23 protein-coding genes are annotated in these 24,108 nt (G+C 60.8%); 7 read left to right on the top strand and 16 right to left on the bottom strand.

Features of this window, described 5'->3' with window-relative positions; genetic code table 11:
- Positions 1 to 53: 53 nt before the first annotated feature.
- The 15 genes from rnhB to rpsB form a co-directional block, all read right to left on the bottom strand.
- Positions 54 to 653 (bottom strand): ribonuclease HII, encoded by a 600-nt coding sequence (gene rnhB, locus ACVW0Y_RS16925; RefSeq protein WP_457439728.1) that lies wholly within the window; start codon positions 651 to 653, stop codon positions 54 to 56.
- Positions 653 to 1,786 (bottom strand): lipid-A-disaccharide synthase, encoded by a 1,134-nt coding sequence (lpxB, locus tag ACVW0Y_RS16920; RefSeq protein WP_457439726.1) that lies wholly within the window; start codon positions 1,784 to 1,786, stop codon positions 653 to 655. The genes rnhB and lpxB overlap by 1 nt, the downstream gene beginning before the upstream one ends.
- 2 nt (positions 1,787 to 1,788) lie before the next feature.
- Positions 1,789 to 2,565 (bottom strand): acyl-ACP--UDP-N-acetylglucosamine O-acyltransferase, encoded by a 777-nt coding sequence (lpxA, locus tag ACVW0Y_RS16915; protein ID WP_457439725.1) that lies wholly within the window; start codon positions 2,563 to 2,565, stop codon positions 1,789 to 1,791.
- A complete protein-coding gene (gene fabZ / locus ACVW0Y_RS16910) occupies positions 2,562 to 3,002 on the bottom strand; it encodes a 3-hydroxyacyl-ACP dehydratase FabZ (RefSeq protein ID WP_457439723.1) in 441 nt (146 codons plus the stop codon). Before fabZ ends, lpxA begins: the two co-directional genes overlap by 4 nt.
- Positions 3,003 to 3,050: 48 nt before the next feature.
- Positions 3,051 to 4,109, bottom strand: a complete 1,059-nt coding sequence (gene lpxD, locus ACVW0Y_RS16905) for a UDP-3-O-(3-hydroxymyristoyl)glucosamine N-acyltransferase (protein ID WP_457439721.1) — start codon at positions 4,107 to 4,109, stop codon at positions 3,051 to 3,053.
- 2 nt (positions 4,110 to 4,111) lie between these two features.
- The gene (locus tag ACVW0Y_RS16900) at positions 4,112 to 4,615 is read right to left on the bottom strand and encodes an OmpH family outer membrane protein (protein ID WP_457439719.1); all 504 of its coding nucleotides are present in this window, start codon (positions 4,613 to 4,615) and stop codon (positions 4,112 to 4,114) included.
- Positions 4,616 to 4,651: 36 nt separating this feature from the next.
- The gene (gene bamA / locus ACVW0Y_RS16895; RefSeq protein ID WP_457439717.1) at positions 4,652 to 7,033 is read right to left on the bottom strand and encodes an outer membrane protein assembly factor BamA; all 2,382 of its coding nucleotides are present in this window, start codon (positions 7,031 to 7,033) and stop codon (positions 4,652 to 4,654) included.
- Positions 7,034 to 7,122: 89 nt separating this feature from the next.
- Positions 7,123 to 8,481: a sigma E protease regulator RseP gene (gene rseP / locus ACVW0Y_RS16890; RefSeq protein WP_457439715.1), complete on the bottom strand. Its 1,359-nt coding sequence runs from the start codon at positions 8,479 to 8,481 to the stop codon at positions 7,123 to 7,125.
- A gap of 14 nt (positions 8,482 to 8,495) precedes the next feature.
- The gene (ispC, locus tag ACVW0Y_RS16885; RefSeq protein ID WP_457439714.1) at positions 8,496 to 9,686 is read right to left on the bottom strand and encodes a 1-deoxy-D-xylulose-5-phosphate reductoisomerase; all 1,191 of its coding nucleotides are present in this window, start codon (positions 9,684 to 9,686) and stop codon (positions 8,496 to 8,498) included.
- Positions 9,683 to 10,498, bottom strand: a complete 816-nt coding sequence (locus ACVW0Y_RS16880; protein ID WP_457439712.1) for a phosphatidate cytidylyltransferase — start codon at positions 10,496 to 10,498, stop codon at positions 9,683 to 9,685. Before ACVW0Y_RS16880 ends, ispC begins: the two co-directional genes overlap by 4 nt.
- Positions 10,492 to 11,253, bottom strand: a complete 762-nt coding sequence (gene uppS / locus ACVW0Y_RS16875) for a polyprenyl diphosphate synthase (protein ID WP_457439710.1) — start codon at positions 11,251 to 11,253, stop codon at positions 10,492 to 10,494. The genes ACVW0Y_RS16880 and uppS overlap by 7 nt, the downstream gene beginning before the upstream one ends.
- A gap of 14 nt (positions 11,254 to 11,267) precedes the next feature.
- Complete coding sequence (gene frr, locus ACVW0Y_RS16870) at positions 11,268 to 11,825, bottom strand: ribosome recycling factor (protein ID WP_108095942.1); 558 nt, start codon at positions 11,823 to 11,825, stop codon at positions 11,268 to 11,270.
- A complete protein-coding gene (gene pyrH / locus ACVW0Y_RS16865; RefSeq protein WP_108095943.1) occupies positions 11,822 to 12,565 on the bottom strand; it encodes a UMP kinase in 744 nt (247 codons plus the stop codon). The genes frr and pyrH overlap by 4 nt, the downstream gene beginning before the upstream one ends.
- Before the next feature lie 199 nt (positions 12,566 to 12,764).
- Entirely contained in the window at positions 12,765 to 13,634 is an 870-nt protein-coding gene (gene tsf, locus ACVW0Y_RS16860; protein WP_108095944.1) for a translation elongation factor Ts, read from the bottom strand.
- 117 nt (positions 13,635 to 13,751) lie between these two features.
- Positions 13,752 to 14,495: a 30S ribosomal protein S2 gene (gene rpsB / locus ACVW0Y_RS16855; protein ID WP_108095945.1), complete on the bottom strand. Its 744-nt coding sequence runs from the start codon at positions 14,493 to 14,495 to the stop codon at positions 13,752 to 13,754.
- Between the two features lie 362 nt (positions 14,496 to 14,857).
- On the opposite strand from rpsB, the gene map reads away from it, so the two are divergent.
- The 7 genes from map (at position 14,858) to ACVW0Y_RS16820 (ending at position 22,814) form a co-directional block, all read left to right on the top strand.
- The gene (map, locus tag ACVW0Y_RS16850; protein WP_457439707.1) at positions 14,858 to 15,640 is read left to right on the top strand and encodes a type I methionyl aminopeptidase; all 783 of its coding nucleotides are present in this window, start codon (positions 14,858 to 14,860) and stop codon (positions 15,638 to 15,640) included.
- Positions 15,641 to 15,690: 50 nt separating this feature from the next.
- Positions 15,691 to 18,393 carry a [protein-PII] uridylyltransferase gene (locus tag ACVW0Y_RS16845; RefSeq protein WP_457439706.1) on the top strand — a complete coding sequence of 901 codons (2,703 nt, stop codon included), beginning with the start codon at positions 15,691 to 15,693 and terminating at the stop codon, positions 18,391 to 18,393.
- Positions 18,394 to 18,409: 16 nt separating this feature from the next.
- Positions 18,410 to 19,615: a succinyldiaminopimelate transaminase gene (gene dapC, locus ACVW0Y_RS16840; protein ID WP_457439704.1), complete on the top strand. Its 1,206-nt coding sequence runs from the start codon at positions 18,410 to 18,412 to the stop codon at positions 19,613 to 19,615.
- The gene (locus ACVW0Y_RS16835) at positions 19,612 to 19,959 is read left to right on the top strand and encodes an ArsC family reductase (RefSeq protein ID WP_457439702.1); all 348 of its coding nucleotides are present in this window, start codon (positions 19,612 to 19,614) and stop codon (positions 19,957 to 19,959) included. The genes dapC and ACVW0Y_RS16835 overlap by 4 nt, the downstream gene beginning before the upstream one ends.
- A gap of 95 nt (positions 19,960 to 20,054) precedes the next feature.
- Complete coding sequence (dapD, locus tag ACVW0Y_RS16830) at positions 20,055 to 21,089, top strand: 2,3,4,5-tetrahydropyridine-2,6-dicarboxylate N-succinyltransferase (RefSeq protein ID WP_457439700.1); 1,035 nt, start codon at positions 20,055 to 20,057, stop codon at positions 21,087 to 21,089.
- Positions 21,090 to 21,207: 118 nt separating this feature from the next.
- A complete protein-coding gene (locus ACVW0Y_RS16825) occupies positions 21,208 to 22,413 on the top strand; it encodes an aminotransferase class V-fold PLP-dependent enzyme (RefSeq protein ID WP_457439698.1) in 1,206 nt (401 codons plus the stop codon).
- Complete coding sequence (locus ACVW0Y_RS16820) at positions 22,410 to 22,814, top strand: SufE family protein (protein ID WP_457439696.1); 405 nt, start codon at positions 22,410 to 22,412, stop codon at positions 22,812 to 22,814. The genes ACVW0Y_RS16825 and ACVW0Y_RS16820 overlap by 4 nt, the downstream gene beginning before the upstream one ends.
- Here the strand turns inward: ACVW0Y_RS16820 and ACVW0Y_RS16815 are convergent.
- Positions 22,811 to 23,977: an alpha/beta hydrolase gene (locus ACVW0Y_RS16815; protein WP_457439694.1), complete on the bottom strand. Its 1,167-nt coding sequence runs from the start codon at positions 23,975 to 23,977 to the stop codon at positions 22,811 to 22,813. The two genes, ACVW0Y_RS16820 and ACVW0Y_RS16815, sit on opposite strands and share 4 nt — an antisense overlap.
- Positions 23,978 to 24,108: the final 131 nt, after the last annotated feature.

Here is a 24,108-nt window from a genome sequence, read left to right as displayed (position 1 = left end):
AACGACAAGGCCCGGATTGTACCGGGCCTTGGCGCAAACATCAGCTCAGAGCTTTAAACGTCTTCCAATAAGCGCCGCACGGGGGCGAAGGAGCGCCGGTGGATCGGCGTCGGACCCAGACGCTGCAACGCTTCCAGGTGTACTGGTGTTGGATAACCTTTATGCCCACCAATGCCGTAACCCGGATACAGCGCTTCCATTTCCTGCATCTCGCGGTCACGGCTGACCTTGGCCAGAATCGAGGCCGCAGCAATGGCCGGCACCTTGCTGTCGCCCTGCACCACCGAGGCGCTGGGCACCTGCAGTTTTGGGCAGCGGTTGCCGTCGATCAGCGCCAGGCGCGGTGTCACGCTCAAACCTTCGACCGCACGCTGCATGGCCAGCATGGTGGCGTGCAGAATATTCAGCTGGTCGATTTCTTCGACCTCGGCGCGAGCGATGCACCAGGCCAGGGCTTTCTCTTTGATTTCGTCGAAGAGCTTTTCGCGCTTGGCTTCGGTGAGCTTTTTCGAGTCATTGAGGCCGAGGATCGGCCGCGCAGGGTCGAGAATCACCGCCGCCGTCACCACCGCACCACAGAGCGGGCCGCGACCCACCTCGTCAACGCCGGCAACCAGCTCCTCCACCAGAGTGAAATCCAGACCCAACTGCATCAGCGCGCTCCCACCAGTTCAAGCACGGCCTTGGCCGCTTCGGTGGATGCGTCGCGACGCAAGGTGCGGTGGATCTGATCGAAAAATTCGGTTTGCGCCTGGCCGCCAGTCAGAAGCGGTGCCAGTGTTTGCGCCAAGGCTTCCGGGGTGGCGGCGTCCTGCAATAGCTCAGGCACCAACAGGCGGCCGGCAAGCAGGTTGGGCAGCGACACATAGGGGCTTTTCAGCATGCGCTTGAGAATGCAGTAGGTCATCGGCGCTACGCGGTACGCCACCACCATCGGCCGCTTGTACAGCAGCGCCTCCAGCGTGGCGGTACCCGAGGCGATCAGCACGGCGTCGCACGCCGCAAGGGCGGTGTGCGAGTGGCCGTCGAGCAGGGTCACGGGGATATCGTGACCGACTAGCTGCGCTTCGATTTGCATACGACGCTCCGGGCTGGCGCAAGGCAGCACAAACCGCACGCCAGGGCGCAAGGCCCGCAGGCGCACCGCGGCATCGAGAAACAGACTGCCCAGACGAGACACTTCACCGCCACGGCTACCCGGCATCAAGGCCACCACCGGACCGCTCTCCGGCAGATTCAGCTCGGCACGGGCTGCTGCACGGTCGGCTTCCAGCGGGATGGCGTCTGCCAGGGTATGACCAACGAAACGTACGGGCACTTGATGCTCGTCGTAGAACTTCGCCTCGAAGGGGAACAGGGTCAGCATCAAGTCGCAGGCTTCGCGGATCTTCAGCACGCGCTTCTGCCGCCAGGCCCAGACCGAGGGGCTGACGTAGTGCACGGTCTTGATGCCGGCGCGGCGCAGCTTTAGTTCGAGGTCGAGGTTGAAGTCGGGCGCGTCGATACCAATAAACACATCGGGCTTGGCCGCGATCAGGGTCTGGAGCAGACGCTTGCGCCGCGACAGCAGCTCCGGCAGCCGGCCCAGCACTTCCACCAGGCCCATTACGGCCAGGCGCTCCATAGGGAAATAGGCGTTCATGCCTTCGGCCTGCATACGCGGGCCGCCGACACCAATGAATTCAACCTGAGGATGCTGCGCCTTGAGGGCATGCATCAGACCCGCGCCGAGGATGTCGCCTGACGCCTCACCGGCAACGATGGCGATACGCACTGGAGCGCCCATGGTTAGCGGGTAATGCCGCGCGACGAAGCTTTGATCGAGTCGATAAACACCGCGACTTCGGGGTACTGGGCCGCGGACTCTGCCAGCTCGGCCAGCGCCTTGTCGACGGTCAACCCTTGGCGATACACCACTTTATAGGCACGGCGCAGGGCCTGAATCGCCTCTTCGCTGAAGCCCCGACGGCGCATGCCCTCGAAGTTCATGCTGCGCGCTTCGGCCGGGTTGCCGAACACGGTGACATAAGCCGGTACGTCCTTGCCGATGGCAGTGCCCATGCCGGAAAAGCTGTGGGCGCCGATATGGCAGAACTGATGCACCAGGGTGAAACCGGACAGAATCGCCCAGTCATGCACATGCACATGACCGGCCAGGGCGGTGTTGTTAACCAGAATGCAGTGGTTGCCGATCACGCTGTCATGCCCGACATGGGCATAGGCCATGATCAGGTTGTGGTCGCCAATGGTGGTTTCCGCGCGATCCTGGATGGTGCCACGGTGAATGGTCACGCCTTCGCGAATGACGTTGTGATCGCCGATCACCAGGCGGGTGTCTTCGCCCTTGTACTTGAGATCAGGGGTGTCTTCGCCCACCGAGGAAAACTGGTAGATGCGGTTGTGCTTACCAATGCGCGTCGGCCCTTTGAGAATCACATGGGGGCCGATAACCGTACCCTCGCCGATTTCCACACCGGGACCGACGATCGACCAAGGACCGACTTCTACGTCGTCGGCGAGCTTGGCAGTCGGATCGATGATCGCGCGAGGGTCAATCAAACTCATAGTTTCCTTTCCGCACAGATGATTTCTGCCGAGCACACTTCTTTGCCGTCAACACTGGCGCGGCAGGCGAACTTCCAGATACTGCGCTTGGAGCTGATGAACTTGGCTTCAAGAATCAGCTGGTCGCCCGGGGTCACGGGCTGGCGAAAACGCAGCTTATCGGAGCCGACGAAGTAGTAAAGCGTGCCATCGGCCGGCTTCACGTCAAGCATCTTGAAACCCAGGATGCCGGCGGCTTGGGCCATGGCTTCGATGATCAGCACACCCGGCATGATCGGGTGTTCAGGGAAGTGACCGTTGAAAAAAGGCTCGTTGATGCTGACATTCTTGTAGGCGCGAATGGTCTTGTCTGCCACATCCAAATCGACCACACGGTCTACCAGCAGGAACGGGTAGCGGTGCGGCAAGTATTCGCGGATCTGGTTAATGTCCATCATGTTCGGAAAAGCCTGTAATAGAGGAAGGGGACTGACGAATGCCGTCAGTCACGCATCAGATGAAGCATCGTCGGCCGGGGTCACGGCGGCCAGACGCTTTTCTAGCTGCTGCAGACGACGCGCCATGTCATCGAGATTACGGAAACGGGCAGCGCTCTTGCGCCATTCCGCAGCCGTTTGCATGGCGGTGCCGGAAGAATAGGAACCGGGCTCGGTAATCGAGCGGGTCACCATGGTCATGCCCGTGACGAACACGCCATCACAGATATCAATATGCCCCACCAGGCCCACGCCGCCGGCAAGCATACAGTGCTTACCGATCTTGGTGCTGCCGGAAATCCCGACACAGGCGGCCATGGCAGTGTGATCACCGACCTGAACGTTGTGCGCGATCATGATCTGGTTATCCAGCTTCACCCCGTTACCAATGATGGTATCGGCCAGCGCGCCACGGTCGATGGTGGTGTTGGAACCCACTTCGACGTCATCACCCAGGGTGACGCCGCCGATCTGGGCGATCTTCTGCCACACGCCTTTTTCATTGGCAAAGCCGAAGCCTTCGCCGCCGATCACGGCACCCGACTGAATCACCACCCGCTTGCCGATCTGCACGTCGTGGTACAGCGTGACGCGTGGTGCCAACCAGCCGCCCTCGCCGATCACGGTACGCGCGCCGATAAAGCACTGCGCACCGATGGTCACCCCGGCACCGATCTGCGCACCACTCTCGATCACTGCATAAGCACCGATACTGGCAGTGGCATCGACCACAGCATCCGCCGCAACGATGGCAGTGGCGTGAACGCCTGCTGTCGCGCGGGGTTTGCGATCGAACAGATGGGAAAGCTCGGCATAGGCCAGGTAGGGATTGGCTACCACCAAGGCCGCGCCGGCATAACCTTCGGCATCTGCCGCGGTCAGCAACACCGCGCCGGCTTTGCAGTCGGCGAGGAATTTGCGGTATTGGGGGTTGGCCAGAAAACTCAGCTGATCCGGACCTGCCTCATGCAAGGTGGCCAGCCCGCTGATGCGGGTGTCCGCAGCGCCACGCAGGGTGGCACCTAGACGCTCGGCCAACTGGCCGAGGGAGAAAACCGAAGCCGTCATGATTAACGCGACTGGTTCATGCGCTCGATGACTTGGCGAGTGATGTCGTACTGAGGTTTGACATCGATCACCGCACCACGCTCGAGCACCAGGTCGAAGGCGCCGTTCTTGATGACGTCTTCAACAGCCTTGTCCAGAGTCGGCTTCAGCTTCTTCAGCATTTCACGGTCAGCAGCGGCTTTGGCTTCGTTCAGCTCTTTGGACTGGAACTGGAAGTCGCGGGCCTTTTGCTTGAATTCAAGCTCCAGACGCTCACGCTCGCCTTGCTGCAGTTTGTCGCCTTCTTTGACCAGGCGGTCCTGAATGCCTTTGGCGCTGGTTTCCAGGGCCTTGAGCTTGGTCAGTTGCGGACCGAATTTCTTCTCGGCATCGACTGCGTACTTCTTCGCAGCGTCCGACTCGAGCAGTGCCTGCTGATAGTTCAGCACGGCAATTTTCATGTCGGCGAAGGCCGGGCCTGCCAGAACGGCAGCGCTTAACAGTACCAATTGGATCAACTTGCGCACGATGTACTCCTGCAAAACTGTTGTTTGATCAGGTAATTAGAAAGTCTGACCGAGAGAGAACTGGAACACTTGGGTGTCGGCGTCGTCCGGCTTCTTGATTGGCATGGCCAAGCTGAAGCTGAGCGGGCCCAACGCGGTAATCCAGGTCACGCCAACACCTACGGAGCTGGCCAGACTGTTCAGGTCGAGATCACAACCGCTGTCGCCACGTTTTTTCTGCGTGGAGCTGCAGTTGGTATCGAACACATTACCCACATCCCAGAACAACGAGGTACGCAGGGAACGCTGGTCTTTCACGAAAGGCAGCGGGAACAGGTATTCCGCACCACCCTGGATCAACACGTTACCGCCGAATGGCAGCGGATCTTGGTCCGGGTCAGTGTAACGACCGTATTTGTCCTGACCGCCACCGGCTACATAACTCGGGGTACTGCGTGGGCCGAGACTGCTGTCTTCGAAACCGCGCACCGAGTTGAAACCACCGGCGTAGTAGTTCTCATAGAACGGCAGGCCGGAGGTGGAGCCGTAACCGTCGCCATAACCGAGTTCGGTATGGAAACGCATGGTGGTATTGGTGGTCAGCGGCGCGAAGATCTGCGCGCGGTAGTCCAGCTTGTAGAAGGACAGGTCGCTACCTGGAATGGTGCTTTCCAGAACCAGGCTTTGCGAGTGACCACGGTTGGCCAGTACGCCACGGTTGAGGGTGGACTCGGACCAGCCGATGGAGCCTTTGAAGTTGAGGAAGTTATCCCCTTCCTGATCGAGGAAGTTGATGATCTCGTCAACGGTGTAGTCACCGGTCTTGATTTCGTCTTCCTGAACAGTCAGGCCGAAGGTCAGACGCGAGGTTTCGCTGATCGGGTAGCCGATGCTCACACCACCACCGTAGCTGTCTACCGCGTAGCTGGAAACGTCGGTGTCCAGTTCGTCGTAGTCAGTGGTGCGGTAGAAGGCGTTGTAACCCAGGCTCACGCCGTCAACTGTCCAGTAGGGGTCAACGAAGCCGAAGTTGTAGCGGGTTTGGTATTCGCTGCGGGTCAGGCCGATGCTGACCTTGTTACCGGTACCGAGGAAGTTGTTCTGGCTGATCGAACCACCAAGAATCAGACCGGCGTTCTGGGCGAAACCGACGCTGGCGGTGATCGAACCGGACGCTTGCTCTTCTACGCTGTAGTTCACGTCAACCTGGTCGTCGGTGCCCGGCACTTGCGGAGTTTCGACGTTCACTTCCTTGAAGAAGCCCAGACGTTCCAGACGGGTTTTCGACTGATCGATCAGGTAGGTCGATGCCCAGCCGCCTTCCATCTGACGCATTTCGCGGCGCAGCACTTCGTCTTCGGACTTGGTGTTGCCTCGGAAGTTGATGCGGTTGACGTAGGCACGCTTGCCCGGGTTAACGGCAAAGGTGATGGAAACGGTGTGATCGTCGTCATGTGCTTCTGGCACGCCGTTGACGTTAGCAAAGGTGTAACCCTCGTTACCCAGACGGCGGGTGATCAGCTCGGAGGTCGTGGTCATCAGCTTGCGCGAAAACACCTGGCCTTTCTTCACCAGCAGCAGGGCTTTGACTTCTTCTTCCGGAACCTTGAGGTCACCGCTCAGCTTCACTTCACGAACGCTGTACTTCTGGCCTTCATCTACGTTGACAGTGATGTAGACGTGCTTCTTGTCCGGGGTGATGGATACCTGGGTGGAGGAGATATCCATGTTGATGTAGCCGCGGTCCAGGTAGTAGGAACGCAGACGCTCAAGGTCACCGGAGAGTTTTTCGCGGGCGTACTTGTCGTCGTTCTTGAAGAAGGACAGCCAGTTGGTGGTCTTCAGTTCGAACAGATCAACCAAGTCTTCATCCGGGAATACGGTGTTACCCACTACGTTGATGTGCTCGATGGCCGCTACTGTGCCTTCGTTGATGTTGATCTTCAGGGCTACGCGGTTGCGTGGCTGAGGAATCACTTCAGCTTCGATCTCGGCCGAGTAGCGACCCTGGGCCACGTACTGGCGTTGCAGCTCGTTACGCACACCTTCGAGGGTGGCCCGCTGGAAGATCTCGCCTTCGGACAGACCGGACTGGTTCAGACCCTTGAGCAGGTCCTCACTGGTGATGGCCTTGTTGCCTTCGATCTCGATGCTGGAGATCGACGGACGCTCAACCACGGTCACGACCAGCACGTTGCCGTCACGACCCAGATTGATGTCCTGGAAGAAACCGGTTTTGAACAGCGCGCGGGTCGCTTCGACCAATTGGCGGTCATCGGCCGTCTCGCCCACGTTCAGGGGCAAGGCGCCGAACACGCTGCCGGCGGAAACCCGCTGCAGGCCGTTGACGCGGATATCGGAGATGGTGAAGGACTCGGCGTGAACTTCGGCGATCATCAGTGCGAAGAGCACCACAGGTAGCAGCAGCAGACGTTTCATGAAGTCCTTTCTTATTCCAACTGACGATAAAAAATCTGCCGCAGGTTGCGGCACTTTTTGTAATTCGGTGAACAGTACTGCGATGAAACTCAGAACCGGCTCAGGTCATTGACCAGCGCCAGCAACATCACCCCAACCACCAGACTGATGCCGATTTGCATCCCCCACCCCTGCACTCGCTCCGATACAGGGCGACCACGCACCCATTCGATCAGATAGAAAAGCAGGTGACCCCCATCAAGCACGGGAATCGGCAAAAGATTGAGAACCCCCAAACTGATGCTCAGATAGGCCAGGAAATTCAGAAAATCCCCTACCCCGGACTGGGCTGAAGCGCCCGCCACTTTAGCAATGGTTATCGGCCCGCTCAAGTTTTTTACCGACAGCTCGCCAAAGAGCATTTTCTTCAGCGAATCAAGGGTCAAGAGGCTCATCGTCCAGGTGCGCTTCAGCGCTTCAGAGACCGATTCCAGCGGCCCGAAACTCACCTCGCGGAGCATATCGGCCGGCCATTCGCCAACCAGCGGCCCCGCGCCAAGGTAGCCGGAATGGGCCTTGTCATTACCTTTGGAGACCAGCGTGACCGGAATCTCGACCTGTTTGCCGTCACGCTGCACCGCCAACAGCACGCGCTGCCCGGCACGCGGACGCACGTAATCGATCAATTGCTGCCAATCGGCCAATGCCACACCATCCAGACTCAGCACGCGGTCACCGACCTTCAGCCCTGCCGCCTGCCCTGGGCCTTCCGGATCAAGGGTGGTCAGCACCGGCTCTACAGCAGGGCGCCACGGACGAATCCCCAGGGAAGCAATGGGATCGGGCTCTTCGGCACCCTTGAGCCAATCCTGCAGTTGTACTTGATAGGTGGACTCGGTACTGGAGCCCGGCTCACGCACCTGCACCGCAACCTGCCCGCTTTCACCCAGGCGGCGTACCAGTTGTAGACCGATACCACTCCAACCGGTGGTCTTCTCGCCATCGACAGCAATGATTTCCTGCCCGGCAGCCAGCCCCGCCTGCGCGGCGAGGCCCTGCGGCTCGACCGCACCAATCACCGGACGCACCTGCTGGCCGCCCATCATGGCGAGAATCCAGAAGAAGAAGATGGCGAGCAGGAAGTTGGCGATAGGGCCAGCAGCAACAATGGCGATACGTTGCAGCACCGGCTTGCGATTGAATGCGAAAGGGAGGTCTTCGTGGGCGATCTGCACGTCGGTTTCGCGCTCGTCGAGCATCTTCACGTAGCCGCCCAGGGGAATGGCGGCGACCACAAACTCAGTGCCATGACGGTCCGACCAGCGCACCAGCGGGGTGCCAAAGCCGACAGAGAAGCGCAGCACCTTCACACCGCAGCGGCGAGCGACCCAGAAATGGCCGAACTCATGGAAGGTAACCAGCACGCCCAGGGCGACCAGCAGGCCGCACACCATATACAGCATATTCATTTGCATCCTCCGAGCTAGCGCCCGTGGTGACTCAACCAGTGTTCAGCCTGGGCTCGCGCACTGGCATCGGCCGCCAGCACGGCATCGAGACTGTCTACCGGCTGGGCCGGCTGAGCATTCAAGACCGCGTCAATCATACTCGCGATCTCGGGGAAACGAATGCGCCGCTCGAGAAACGCCGCCACTGCAATCTCATTGGCCGCATTGAGCATCGCGGGTGCCGTACCACTCACCTCGACAGCCTGCCGCGCCAGGCGTAGACAAGGGAAGCGCTGCTCATCGGGTGGCAGAAAATCCAGACGGGCAATGGCGAACAGATCCAGCGGCAACACCCCGGAGTCGATCCGCTCCGGCCAGGCCAGGGCGTGACTGATGGGTGTACGCATATCCGGGTTACCCAACTGCGCCAACACCGAGCCATCGACATAGTCGACCAGCGAGTGAATAACGCTTTGCGGATGAATCACCACTTCGACCTTGGAGGGTGGCGCGTCGAACAACCAGCAGGCCTCGATCAGCTCCAGGCCTTTGTTCATCATGCTCGCCGAGTCGACGGAGATCTTGCGGCCCATGGACCAGTTGGGGTGCGCGCAGGCCTGCTCCGGCGTCACATGCTGCAGATCACCCAGCGGCGTTTGCCGGAAGGGACCGCCAGAGGCGGTCAGCAGAATGCGCCGCACGCCCACGGCATTGAGGCCGCGGGAATAGTCGGTGGGCAGGCATTGGAAAATCGCGTTGTGTTCACTGTCGATTGGCAGCAGCACCGCGCCGCTTTTGCGCACCGCCTGCATAAACAGCGCACCAGACATCACCAGCGCTTCTTTATTGGCCAGCAACACCTTCTTGCCAGCCTCGACCGCCGCCAGAGTCGGCTTCAAGCCGGCCGCACCGACAATGGCCGCCATCACTGCGTCCACTTGCGGATGGGCTGCGACCTCGCAGAGACCGCCCTCCCCTTCCAGCACCCGGGTCGCCAGACCAGCAGCCCGCAAGGCATCACGCAGCTTGCCGGCAGCCGCCGCATCGGCGACTACCGCATAGCGCGGACGATGCAGCAGACAGAGCGCTTCCAGCTCGGCCAGACGCGAGAAACCACTAAGGGCGAATACCTGATAACGCTGGGGATGACGGGCAATTACATCCAGAGTACTGAGACCGATGGAGCCGGTAGCCCCCAGTACGGTGATCTGTTGCGGCTGACTCACAGCGAACCCCAGCCTGCGCCCCAGAGCAACACGGTGAACATTGGAATGGCAGCGGTAAGGCTGTCGATACGGTCGAGCACGCCGCCATGCCCCGGCAGCAGATTGCTGCTGTCTTTGAGCCCGGCTTGGCGCTTGAACATGCTCTCAGTCAGATCACCCACCACCGACACCGCGACGATCAGCGCGACGCCAGCCAAGCCGAGTACGAACTCACCGGCACTCCAGCCACGGAACAGACCCACACCGACAGCGATCAGCAGACAGGTGAGCAAACCACCAATCACGCCTTCCCAGCTTTTGCCCGGACTGACCTTGGGTGCCAGCTTGCGCTTGCCAAAGGCTCGACCAGAGAAATAGGCACCGATATCCGCGCCCCAGACCAGAATCATCACGGCAAAAATCAGCCAGTTGGCCAACGGCCATTGCTTGATCAGCACCAGGCCTTGCCAGGCCGGCAGCAGAATCAGCAAACCGATCACCAGCTTGACCGGCGTAGCCACCCAGTAGCGGCTGCTCTCAGGAAAGTTGATAACCAGAAAGGTAGCTGCCAACCACCAGACAATGCCGACCAGCAACACAACCGGCACCAGCGCTGGCACCTGATACAGCACGAACAGCAACACGGCGACGGCCGCAGCATACGCCACACGCACAGGCTGCGCTTCAAAGCCCGCCAGACGCGCCCACTCCCACGCCCCCAGGGTTACCACCGCACCGATAAACAGGGCGAAGGCCGCACCGCTGAGCAGAAAAAAACCACCAAGGGCGATGGGTGCCAGAATCAGGGCGGTGATGATGCGTTGCTTCAACATTGTGCGCGAGCCTCAGCCGCCACCTGCTCGCTGGTCTTACCAAAGCGACGCTGGCGGGTAGCGTAATCGGCCAGCGCTTTGCGCATGGCGTCGTGTTTGAAGTCCGGCCAGAACAGGTCGGAGAAATACAGCTCGGAATACGCCAGCTGCCACAGCAGGAAGTTGCTGATGCGATGCTCGCCACCGGTACGGATGCACAGGTCCGGCAACGGCTGATCGCCAGTGGCCAGGTGTCCCTGGAGCAAACGCGGAGTGATGTCTTCCGGACGCAAATGACCAGCCTGCACCTGATGCGCCAACTGTTGCGCAGCCTGGGCGATATCCCACTGGCCGCCATAGTTGGCCGCCACTTGCAGGACAAAGCGGTCGTTGCCGGCAGTCAACGCCTCGGCTTCACGCATGGCGCTTTGCAGCTCCGGGTGAAAGCGCGAGCGGTCACCAATGATGCGCAGGCTGATGCCGTTGGCATTGAGCCGTTTCGCTTCGCGCCGCAGGGCGGAGAGAAACAGCTCCATCAAAGCGCCCACTTCGTCTGCCGGCCGATCCCAGTTCTCACTGGAAAAGGCGAACAGGGTCAGCACTTCGACGCCTTCCTCGGCACACACCTCGATCACCGCGCGAACCGCATCGACGCCCGCCTTGTGCCCAGCAACACCAGGCAGCAGGCGTTTCTTGGCCCAGCGGTTATTGCCATCCATGATGATCGCCACATGTCGTGGCACGCCCGGCGAGCCGGTCTTGACGGTCTTTTCCATGACGAGACCGGCCGTTAAACGGCCATCAGATCCGCTTCTTTCTGCTTCACAGCCACTTCAATCTCACCAACGAACTTGTCCGTCAGTTTCTGGATATCGTCGGCCGCACGGCGTTCTTCGTCTTCGCTGATCTCTTTCTCTTTGACCAGGTCTTTGAGCTGGCTGAGCGCGTCACGGCGGATGTTGCGCACAGCGACACGACCGTCTTCAGCGGCATCACGGGCCTGCTTGGTGAAGCCCTTGCGGGTTTCTTCGGTAAGTGCCGGCATGGTCACCAGCAGCAGCTCGCCGAGGTTGGTCGGGTTCAGACCCAGGCCGGAGCTCTGGATAGCCTTGTCGACGGCGCTGAGCATGTTGCGCTCGAACGCGACGATCTGCAGTGTGCGGGAATCTTTAACGGTGACGTTGGCGACCTGGTTCAGCGGGGTATCAGCGCCGTAGTAAGGCACCATCACGCCGCCGAGCACGCTTGGGTGCGCCTGACCGGTGCGAATGCGACTGAAGGCGTGGACAAGCGATTCCAGGCTCTTCTGCATACGTTCTTGGGCATCTTTCTTGATTTCGTTGATCATTGCTCGCCTTCCTCGATCAGGGTTCCTTCCGCGCCGCCCACTACGATATTCAGCAGTGCGCCGGGCTTGTTCATATTGAAGACCCGCAGCGGCATCTTGTGATCGCGGCACAGACAGATGGCCGTAAGGTCCATCACGCCGAGCTTGCGATCCAATACTTCGTCATAGGTCAAACGGTCGAATTTTTCGGCATTCGGGTCTTTGAACGGGTCGGCGGTGTAGACGCCATCCACCTTGGTCGCCTTCAGCACCACATCGGCATCGATTTCGATGGCACGCAGGCAGGCTGCGGAGTCGGTGGTGAAGAACGGGTTACCGGTACCGGCGGCGAAAATCACCACATCCCCGGAGTTCAAATGACGGATGCCTTTGCGGCGATCGTAATGATCGGTGACACCGACCATGGAAATCGCCGACATCACGATAGCGGGGATATTCGAGCGCTCCAGCGCATCGCGCATGGCCAGGGCGTTCATTACCGTAGCCAGCATACCCATATGGTCACCGGTGACACGATCCATGCCGGCAGCGCTCAAGGCGGCACCACGGAACAGGTTACCGCCACCAATCACCAGGCCTACCTGCACGCCAATGCCAACCAGTTGGCCGACTTCAAGGGCCATGCGGTCGAGCACTTTAGGGTCGATACCGAAGTCTTCCGAGCCCATCAAGGCTTCGCCGCTAAGTTTGAGCAGAATGCGTTTGTAGCGAGGTTGGCGACCACTCACCTGCTGAGCCATGCGTATCTCTCCTGCGGCGTTTGAATTCTGAACAGGCGATATGCCCGTATTGATCGAGCGCTTGGACAGCGCTCATGGCATTTGGTGCAGCACAGTGCACCAATACCTCTTACACATGCAATTGTCGGCCCCATTTCGACAAAGAGGCTGCGCGCGTGAGCGGGCAGCCTCTTCGGGGCGACAGGTAAAAACCCGTCTTTTACTGCTTGCTGGCAGCCAGCTGAGCCGCTACTTCGTCTGCGAAGTTCGATTCAACTTTCTCGATGCCTTCACCAACGCCGTAACGTACGAAGGAAACGATTTCAGCGCCGGCTTTCTTGGCCAGAGCACCAACGGTGACTTCTGGATCCTTAACGAAAGACTGCTCTACCAGGCTGGCTTCGGCCAGGAACTTGGAGATACGGCCTGCAACCATCTTCTCGACGATCTCGGCTGGCTTGCCTTTGATCTTGTCTTCGTTCAGGGACAGGAAAACGCCCTTCTCGCGCTCGATGGCTTCAGCAGAAACTTCCGATGGCAGCAGGAACTCAGGGTTGCTGGCAGCAACGTGCATAGCGATGTCACGAGCCAGCTCCGGAGTACCGCCTTTCAGCGAAACGATCACGCCGATTTTGTTGCCGTGAACGTAAGCACCCAGCACGTCGCCTTCAACAGCGGTCAGACGGCGAATGTTGACGTTCTCACCAACCTTGGCAACCAGCTCAACGCGAGCGGTTTCACGAGCAGCGATCAGCGGCTCAACGGTGGTCAGGTTTTCGGCCAGGGCCTGGTCGATGCTGTCCGCTACGAATTTCTTGAAGTCGTCTTGCAGAGCCAGGAAGTCGGTCTGCGAGTTCACTTCCATGATCACGGCACGCTTGTTGTCAGCAGTAACCTTGACCGCGATGGCGCCTTCGGCAGCCACGTTACCGGCTTTCTTGGCGGCCTTGATGGCACCCGAAGCACGCATATCGTCGATGGCTTTCTCGATGTCGCCGCCAGCCTTGGTCAAGGCCTTTTTGCAATCCATCATGCCTTCGCCAGTACGCTCACGCAGTTCTTTAACCAGCGCTGCAGTAATCTCTGCCATTTCGAAATCCTCTTGGATAAGTCCCACCCGGCGAGCCGGATGACGATCAATTCTAAGGTGGCAAAAAGGGGGCCTAGCCCCCTTTTTGCTAACCGAGAGACGCTAGACGCAGTCTACTCAGCCTTCAGCTTGTTCAGCAGCAACAGGAGCTTCGACGAATTCGTCGGTGCCGCCGTTGGCGTTGCTGCGGCCACGCACTACTGCGTCAGCCATTGCACCCATGTACAGCTGGATGGCGCGGATGGCGTCATCGTTGCCTGGGATGATGAAATCAACACCTTCCGGGCTGCTGTTGGTATCGACTACGCCGATAACCGGGATGCCGAGCTTGTTAGCTTCGGTGATAGCAATGCGCTCGTGATCAACGTCGATTACGAACAGGGCATCAGGCAGGCCGCCCATGTCCTTGATACCACCCAGGCTGCGATCCAGTTTTTCCAGATCACGAGTACGCATCAAAGCTTCTTTTTTGGTCAGTTTGGTGAAAGTGCCGTCTTGCGACTGAACTTCCAACTCACGCAGACGCTTGATCGACTGGCGGATGGTTTTGTAGTTGGTCAGCATGCCGCCCAACCAGCGGTGATCGACGAACGGCGAACCGCAACGTGCTGCTTCTTCAGCAACGATCTTGCCAGCGGAACGCTTGGTGCCGACGAACAGAATCTTGTTTTTGCCCGAAGCCAGTTTCTCAACGAACGACAGAGCGTCGTTGAACATCGGCAGGGTTTTTTCCAGGTTGATGATGTGGATCTTGTTGCGCGCGCCGAAAATGTACTTGCCCATTTTCGGGTTCCAGTAACGGGTCTGGTGGCCGAAGTGCACACCGGCCTTCAGCATATCGCGCATATTGACTTGGGACATGATAGTTCCTTGATAAGTCGGGTTAGGCCTCCACGTATCCCAATGACCAACCCCCAGCTGTTCTTGTTAGAGAGAACTACTGAGAGGCACCCAGGCCATCGTGTCGATACGTGTGTGGGGTTTAGGCTTTCAGGCTAGTGCCCGGAAAGCGGCGCATTTTATACCACAGCAGGCAGGGAAACGGAACCCAAAAGTACGCTGCAAGCTACCCACCGATCAGACGCAAATCTCCCTCTACTATAAGGAAAGGACCATGAGCCCGTAGGAATCACCCCTTAACTGGCTAGTTAGCCCCCTTGGAATGCTAGAATCGCGCTTTCCGTATTTTTGCCGAGCGCCGAACGGGCGCTGAGAGAGTTCGTATGACCGTCACTATCAAGACGCCCGAGGAAATCGAAAAAATGCGCATCGCCGGCCGTCTGGCCAGTGAAGTGCTGGAAATGATCGGCGAATACGTCAAACCCGGCGTCACCACCGAAGAACTCGACCGCATTTGCCACGACTACATCGTCAACGTTCAGCAGGCCATTCCCGCGCCGCTGAACTACAAGGGCTACCCCAAGTCGATCTGCACCTCGATCAACCATGTGGTGTGCCACGGCATTCCGAACGAGAAGCCGCTGAAAGATGGCGACACGCTGAACATCGACGTCACCGTAATCAAAGACGGCTACCACGGCGACACCAGCCGCATGTTCCACGTCGGCAGCGTGCCGGTGTGGGCCGAGCGCTTGTCGCAAGTCACTCAAGAGTGCATGTACAAGGCCATTGAGCTGGTCAAGCCCGGTTGCCGCCTGGGCGACATCGGCGAAGTGATTCAGAAGCACGCGGAAAAGAACGGCTTCTCGGTGGTGCGCGAGTTCTGCGGCCACGGCATCGGCAAGGTCTTCCACGAAGAGCCACAGATTCTGCATTACGGTCGCGCCGGCACCGGCATGGAGCTGAAAGAAGGCATGACCTTCACCATCGAGCCGATGATCAACCAGGGCCGCGCCGACACCAAGGTGCTGGGCGATGGCTGGACCGCTATCACCAAGGACCGCAAGCTGTCGGCGCAGTGGGAGCACACCCTGGCGGTAACCGCCACCGGCTACGAGATCTTCACCCTGCGCAAAGACGACACCATTGCGCGCACCTCGGCCTGAGTGAATTCCGTCTCTCGTCCTCGTATATAAATAGAAAGGAAAGCTGCTGAATGCCGCAGGTGGACCCCGAGTTGTTCGACCGCGGCCAGTTCCAGGCGGAACTGGCGCTGAAAGCCAGCCCCATCGCGGCGTTCAAAAAAGCCATCCGCCGCGCCCATGAGGTGCTCGATGCGCGCTTCAAGGAAGGCCGCGATGTGCGGCGCCTGGTTGAAGACCGCGCCTGGTGCATCGACCAGATCCTGCGCGAAGCCTGGGCCCAGTTCGACTGGAGCGAAGACGCCGATATCGCCCTGCTGGCCGTCGGCGGCTACGGCCGTGGCGAGCTGCACCCCTACTCGGACATCGACCTGCTGCTGTTGCTCGACAGCGCCGACCACGAAATCTTCCGCGATTCCATCGAACGTTTCCTCACCCTGCTGTGGGACATCGGCCTGGAAGTGGGGCAAAGCGTGCGCTCGGTGGATGAATGCGCCTCCGAAGCCCGCGCGGACCTGACGGTGGTCACCAACCTGATGGAAAGCCGCACCATTGCCGGCCCCGAGCGTTTGCGCCAACGCATGATCGAGGTCACCAGCACCAGCAAGATGTGGCCAAGCAAGGAATTCTTTCTGGCCAAGCGCGACGAGCAAATCGCCCGCCACGCCAAGTACAACGACACCGAATACAACCTGGAGCCCAACGTCAAAGGCTCGCCCGGGGGCCTGCGCGATATCCAGACCATTCTCTGGGTGGCCCGCCGGCATTTCGGCACGCTGAATCTGCACGCCATGGTCGGCCAGGGCTTTTTGCTGGAAAGCGAGTATTCGCTGCTGGCCTCGTCCCAGGAATTTCTCTGGAAGGTGCGTTACGCGCTACATATGCTCGCCGGCCGCGCCGAAGACCGCCTGCTGTTCGATCACCAGCGCGCCATCGCCAAGCTGCTGGGTTTCGAGGACAGCAACGGCAAGCTGGCCATCGAACACTTTATGCAGAACTACTACCGCGTGGTGATGAGCATCTCCGAGCTGAGCGAGCTGGTGGTGCAGCACTTCGAAGAGGTGATTCTGCGCAGCGGCGAAGAAAGCCAGGTGTCGCCGATCAACAGCCGCTTCCAATTGCGCGACGGCTATATCGAAGTCACCGCTTCCAACGTATTCAAACGCACGCCGTTCGCCATTCTCGAAGTGTTCGTGCTGATGGCGCAGAACCCCGAGATCAAAGGTGTACGCGCCGACACCGTGCGCCTGTTGCGCGAACACCGGCACCTGATCGACGACGAGTTCCGCAAGGACATTCGCAATACCAGCCTGTTTATCGAGTTGTTCAAGTGCGAGATCGGCATTCACCGCAACCTGCGGCGGATGAACCGCTACGGCATTCTCGGCCGTTACCTGCCGGAATTCGGCGATATCGTCGGGCAGATGCAGCATGACCTGTTTCATATCTACACCGTCGATGCGCACACGCTGAACCTGATCAAGCATCTGCGCAAACTGCAGTACACGCCGATTTCCGAGAAATTCCCGCTGGCCAGCAAGTTGATGGGCACCCTGCCCAAGCCGGAACTGATCTACCTGGCCGGCCTGTATCACGACATCGGCAAAGGCCGTGGTGGCGACCATTCCGAGCTCGGCGCGGTGGACGCCCAGGCCTTCTGCGAACGCCACCAACTGCCAGCCTGGGATTCCCGCCTGATCGTCTGGCTGGTACAGAACCACCTGGTGATGTCGACCACCGCGCAGCGCAAGGACTTGTCCGACCCGCAGGTGATCCACGACTTCGCCCAGATGGTCGGCGACCAGGTGCACCTGGATTACCTCTACGTGCTCACCGTGGCCGACATCAACGCCACCAACCCGACGCTGTGGAACTCCTGGCGCGCCAGCCTGCTGCGCCAGCTCTACAGCGAGACCAAACGCGCCCTGCGCCGTGGTCTGGAGCACCCGGTGGACCGCGAAGAGCAGATCCGCCAGACGCAGAACGCCGCCCTCGACATTCTGGTGCGCAGCGGCACCGATCCGGACGATGCCGAACAACTGTGGTCGCAACTCGGTGATGACTACTTCCTGCGCCACACCGCTGGCGACGTGGCCTGGCACACCGACGCGATCCTGCAGCACAGCTCGGCCCACGATCCGCTGGTGCTGATCAAGGAAACCACCCAGCGCGAATTCGAAGGCGGCACGCAGATTTTTATCTACGCCCCCGACCAGCACGATTTCTTCGCGGTAACCGTGGCCGCCATGGACCAGCTCAACCTGAACATCCATGACGCCCGGGTGATCACTTCCAGCAGCCAGTTCACCCTCGATACCTATATCGTGCTCGACGCCGACGGCGGCTCGATTGGCGACAACCCGGCGCGTATCAAGGAAATCCGTGAAGGCCTGGTCAATGCCCTGAGCCACCCGGACGACTACCCGGCCATCATCCAGCGCCGGGTGCCGCGCCAGCTCAAGCACTTCGCTTTTGCTCCGCAGGTGGTGATTTCCAACGACGCCGGCCGCCCGGTTACCGTACTCGAACTCACCTCCCCGGACCGCCCCGGCCTGTTGGCGCGGATTGGCAAGATCTTCCTCGATTTCGACCTGTCGCTGCAGAACGCCAAGATCGCCACCCTGGGCGAGCGCGTGGAAGACATATTCTTCGTCACCGATGCGCACAACCAGCCGCTGTCCGATCCCGATCTGTGTGCCCGGTTGCAGGACGCGATCATCCAACAGCTCTCCGATGCCGACGGCAACCGGGTCGAACTCTCCCGTATCAGTATTTGAATAGCGACGCCCGAACATGAATGACGCCCTGAACCACCTGCAGCCCTACCCGTTCGAGAAGCTCCGCGCCCTGTTGGCCAGCGCCCAGCCACCGGCTGAGAAGAAGGCGATTGCGCTGTCGATTGGCGAACCCAAACATCGCTCGCCGGACTTCGTCGCCAAGGCCCTGAGCGATAACCTCGACCAGCTCGCCGTGTACCCGACCACCTTGGGTATTCCAGCCCTGCGCGAGTCGATTGCGAAATGGTGCGAACGCCGCTTCAACGTCCCAGCCGGCTGGCTGGATGCCGCCCGCCATGTGCTGCCGGTGAATGGCACCCGCGAAGCACTGTTCGCCTTTACCCAGACCGTGGTGCAGCGTAGCGACGACGGCCTGGTGGTCAGCCCCAACCCGTTCTACCAGATCTACGAAGGTGCCGCCCTGCTCGCCGGTGCCAAGCCGCACTACCTGCCGTGCCTGGAAGAAAACGGCTTCAACCCGGACTTCGACGCCGTCTCGGCTGACGTCTGGCAGCGCTGCCAGATCCTGTTTTTGTGCTCCCCCGGCAACCCCACCGGTGCGCTGATTCCGCAAGACACCCTGCAAAAGCTGATCAAGCTGGCCGACCAATACGACTTCGTGATCGCTGCCGACGAGTGCTACAGCGAGCTGTACTTCGACGAAGCCAACCCACCGGCCGGCCTGCTCAGTGCCTGCGCCGCCATGGGCCGCAGCGACTTTGCCCGCTGCGTGGTATTCCACAGCCTGTCCAAACGCTCCAACCTGCCGGGCCTGCGCTCCGGGTTCGTGGCCGGTGATGCCGCAATCCTGAAATCATTCCTGCTGTACCGTACCTACCACGGCTGCGCCATGCCGGTACAAACCCAGCTGGCCAGTGTGGCCGCCTGGAATGACGAAGCCCATGTACGCGCCAACCGCGACCTGTACCGGGAAAAATACGCCGCCGTGCTGGATATCCTTGAGCCAGTCATGGACGTAAAACGTCCGGACGGCGGCTTCTACCTGTGGGCGAAAACTCCAGGTGACGATGCGGAATTCACCCGTGATCTGTTCGCCCAGGAGCACGTCACCGTGGTGCCGGGCTCGTATCTTTCGCGCCAAGTCGATGGTTTCAACCCTGGCGCCGGCCGTGTACGCATGGCCCTGGTCGCGCCGCTGGCCGAATGCGTGGAAGCCGCCACGCGGATTCGCGCCTTTATTCAGAACAAGGCAAACGCATGAGCATCACCCTGTACGGCATCAAAGCCTGTGACACGATGAAAAAAGCCCGCACCTGGCTGGAAGAGCACAAGATCGACTACGTCTTTCACGACTACAAAGCCGTGGGCATCGACCGTGAGCACCTGCAGCAGTGGTGCAGCGAACATGGCTGGGAAAGCGTGTTGAACCGCGCCGGCACCACCTTTCGCAAGTTGAGCGACGCTGACAAAAGCGACCTCGACCAGGCCAAGGCGATTGAACTGATGATGGCCCAACCATCGATGATCAAGCGGCCGGTACTGGATCTGGGCAGCCAGACGCTGCTGGGTTTCAAACCCGAGCGCTACGAAGCCGCCTTCAAATAAATCGCGGCCCGGCAACGCCCGGGCACGCGGATAAAACACCGTGACAGCCGCCGCCAACCGGCGCGAGTCAACCTAATTCAGCAAGAGGAAACACCATGTCCAATTCCCTGTTCAGCCTGGCCTTCGGCGTCGGCACCCAAAACCGCGAAGGCAACTGGCTGGAAGTGTTCTACGCCCTGCCCCTGCTTAACCCAGGCGCCGATCTGGTAGCCAAGGTCAGCGAAAAGCTCGGCTACAGCGGCGGCAATCAGGCCATCAGCTTCACCAGCAACCAGGCCACCGAACTGGCCGACCTGCTGAAGAACGTCGATAGCGCCCAAGCCGCCCTGCTCACCCGCCTGGCGGAAAGCCACCGCCCGCTGGTGGCTACCCTGCTGGCTGAAGACGCGGCGCTGACCTCCACCCCAGAGGCCTACCTGAAGCTGCACCTGCTCTCCCATCGCCTGGTCAAACCGCACGGCCTGAGCCTGGCCGGCATCTTCCCGTTGCTGCCGAACGTGGCCTGGACCAGCCAGGGTGCCGTCGACCTCAGTGAACTGGCCGAGCGTCAGCTGGAAGCCCGCCTGAAAGGCGAGCTGCTGGAAGTGTTCTCGGTGGACAAGTTCCCGAAAATGACCGACTACGTGGTCCCGGCTGGCGTGCGTCTGGCCGACAGCTCGCGCATCCGCCTGGGTGCCTACGTCGGCGAAGGCACCACAGTCATGCACGAAGGTTTTATCAACTTCAACGCCGGCACCGCTGGCCCGGGCATGATCGAAGGCCGCGTATCGGCAGGCGTGTTTGTCGGCAAGGGCTCGGACCTGGGCGGCGGTTGCTCGACCATGGGCACCCTGTCCGGCGGCGGCAATATCGTCATCAGCGTTGGCGAGGGCTGCCTGATCGGTGCCAACGCCGGTATCGGCATTCCGTTGGGCGACCGCAACACCGTGGAGTCCGGCCTGTACATCACCGCCGGCACCAAAGTGGCACTGCTGGATGATCAGAACCAACTGGTAAAAGTGCTCAAGGCCCGCGACCTGGCAGGCCAGCCAGACCTGCTGTTCCGCCGCAACTCGCAGACCGGCGCGGTTGAAGCCAAATCGCACAAGACCGCGATCGAGCTGAACGCAGCCCTGCACGCCCATAACTGATAGCGCCATCACGCCGGACGCTGCTCCGTAGGAGCGGCTTTAGCCGCGATGCTTCTAAAATCACAAGCATCGCGGCTAAAGCCGCTCCTACAACAAGCACGCCTCCCAGGGTTCCCCGATGTCTATCCAATCCCCCTGGCGCAACGACTTCCCTGCCCTCGCCGCTCTCGCCGCCGAAGGCCAGACCTATCTCGACAGCGCCGCCACCTCGCAGAAACCCCAGGCCATGCTCGATGCCCTGCTGGGTTACTACAGCGCCGGCGCTGCCAATGTGCACCGCGCCCAGCACCTGCCTGGCGAGCGCGCCACCCGGGCGTTCGAAGACGCTCGCAGTAAAGTTGCCACCTGGCTGAATGCCGCCAGCCGCGATGAAATCATCTTCACCCGCGGTGCCACCGAAGCGCTGAACCTGCTCGCCTATGGCCTGGAAGAACACTTCCACCCTGGCGACGCGATCGTCATCAGCGCCCTCGAACACCACGCCAACCTGCTGCCCTGGCAACAGCTGGCGCAGCGCCGCGACCTGGCGTTGATCGTGTTGCCGATCACCGCCGCTGGCCAGGTCGACCTGGTGGCCGCCCAACATCTGATCGGCCCACGCACCCGCCTGCTGGCGGTCAGTCAGCTGTCCAACGTGCTGGGTACCTGGCAGCCCGTGGCCGAACTACTGGCCATGGCCCAGGCCCACGGTGCGATGACTGTGGTCGATGGTGCCCAGGGCGTGGTCCATGGACGTCACGATATGCAGCAATTGGGCTGCGACTTCTATGTCTGCTCCAGCCACAAGCTCTATGGACCGGATGGCGTCGGCGTGCTCTATGGCCGCGCCGCCACCTTGCAGCGCTTACTGCCCTGGCAGTTTGGCGGCGAGATGCTGCTGCAAACCGACTACCACACCGCCAAATTTCGCCCGGCACCGCTGGGTTTCGAGGCCGGCACCCCAGCGGTATCCGCAGTCATCGCGTTGGGCGCGACGCTGAGCTATCTGGCGGGCCTGGACCTGGCGGCCGTGCAGCGCCATGAAACGGCCTTGCATCAGGAACTGCTCGCAGGCCTTAACGCCCGCGCCGGGGTGAGGGTGCTCGGTGCACCACACACGGCCCTGGCCAGCTTTGTGGTGGACAACGTGCACAGCGCCGACCTCGCCCATTTGCTCACCGAGCAAGGCATCGCCGTGCGCGCCGGGCATCACTGCGCCATGCCGCTGTTGCGTGGCCTGGGGTTGCCGGGAGCGATTCGGGTGTCGCTGGCTATGTACAACGACAGCAGTGATCTGCAGCGTTTCTTTGCCGCGCTGGATCAAGCCCTGGAGATTCTCCAGTGAGCCTGCCCGTCGCCGCCGAAGCGGCCCTGCAAGCCTTCGCCGCGCCATCCAGCTGGGAGCAACGGGCACGCCTGCTGATGAGCTGGGGTGAGCAGCTTGAAGCCCTGAGCGAGGACGAGCGCTGCGAAGCCAACAAGGTCAGCGGGTGTGAAAGTCAGGTGTGGCTGGTGGGCGACCAGCAAGATGGCCGCTGGCAGTATCGCGCCACCAGCGATGCCCGCCTGATTCGCGGGCTGCTGGCGCTGCTGCTGGTCCGGGTCAATGGCCTGCCCGCCGCCGAGTTGCAGGCGCTGGACCTGAGCAACTGGTTTACCCAGCTGGGCCTGGCCCGCCACCTCTCACCGTCGCGCAGCAACGGCCTGCAGGCCGTGCTGACGCGAATGGCCGAGTTGACCGCTTAACGCGCTTCCAGCGATGCGGCCGGGCCGATGGCCTGGGCGGCGTCCTGGCCAAGCCAGGTTCTGGCCTCAGCGGAGCGCCGCACAGTGGCATCCAGAAACGCGGTGCTGACCGTCTGCACATTGGCGATCTGCCGGGCATCGAACCAGTTCAGGCTGTCCTGACCGTGACCCATGGTGTCCGGATGCGGCCGCCGTTTCGGCGCTTCGCCGCCATCGGCACCCGGAATGCCACTGGTGCCGTCCCTGCCGCCCGCACCCGGGGACAAATCGGCATCCCGTTGCGGACGGGGATGGCCGCCCTCATCCGGCCCTGGCAACTCATCCAGCGAGCCGCTGAACATCTGATGCTGGGCATTCTTGGAAATCAACTGATAGCTGCCCGGGTTCGGGTTGCCGCGCCACATGGCCAGGCGCCGCTCGGGGGAGTCCACCCAACTGAACGGGTCTTCGTCATGGGGGCCCGTCACACTCAACAGCGGAACATCCAGGCGCGCCACCGGGCTGCCGGGGCCGACATAAGGGCTGAGCAGCAGCACCGCTTTCGGTTGCCAGCCCTTGAGCATGCTGTCCCCCGCCAGGGCGGCGGCGGTCTGCGCACCCAGGTCAAAGCCGGCGATGACCAGGTTGTTCCAATCGACGCCCGCCACTTGCGGATCGCTGGCCTGCCCGCGCACCCGCAGTTGGTTGAGCACCTGCTGAACCACCGCGATGCGCTCGCTCAGCGCCTTATCGGAGTAGGCACGCTGGGCGATGCCACGGAAGGTACCCGCTTTCGCCTCACTGCTGGAGTAGACGGCACGACCATATTCCTGCGGCTGGATCGACACCACCGCGTAGCCTGCATCGGCCCAGGTGCGGCGCCATTGCAGACCGGCACTGGCTCCCTCGCCCAGCCCCGGCAGATACACCACCAACGGTGCGCTCTGGGCCTGCGCGGGGGCCAGCCAACTGACTTCCACCGGCTGCTCGGCCACGCTGAACTCAGCGTCCCAGCCCTGGCTCGGGCCCTGTTGCGGTGCCTGGTAAGACTTCTCGGCAAAGGCCGCGATGGCTTCATGGGGATTGCGCAAATCGTTGGGTTTGCTGGCGCAGGCACCTAACAGCGCACTGCTCAGCAGCAGGGCCAGCGGCAGACGGCCGGCCTGAAAAGGACGTTTGGACATGCAGGGTATCCGCAAAGAAATCCGGCGCACCGGAGACCCGCGCAGTGTGCCTCAAGTGCCGGGAAAAACGGGTAATGACTGGGTAATCGACAGGTAAATTTCCGGATACATAGGCCTATTGATCGGTAGCA

It is taken from the genome of Pseudomonas sp. TE3786 (assembly GCF_054057335.1).
The sequence above is the reverse complement of the archived record's forward strand: the minus strand, read 5'-3'. Positions and strand labels throughout refer to the sequence as shown.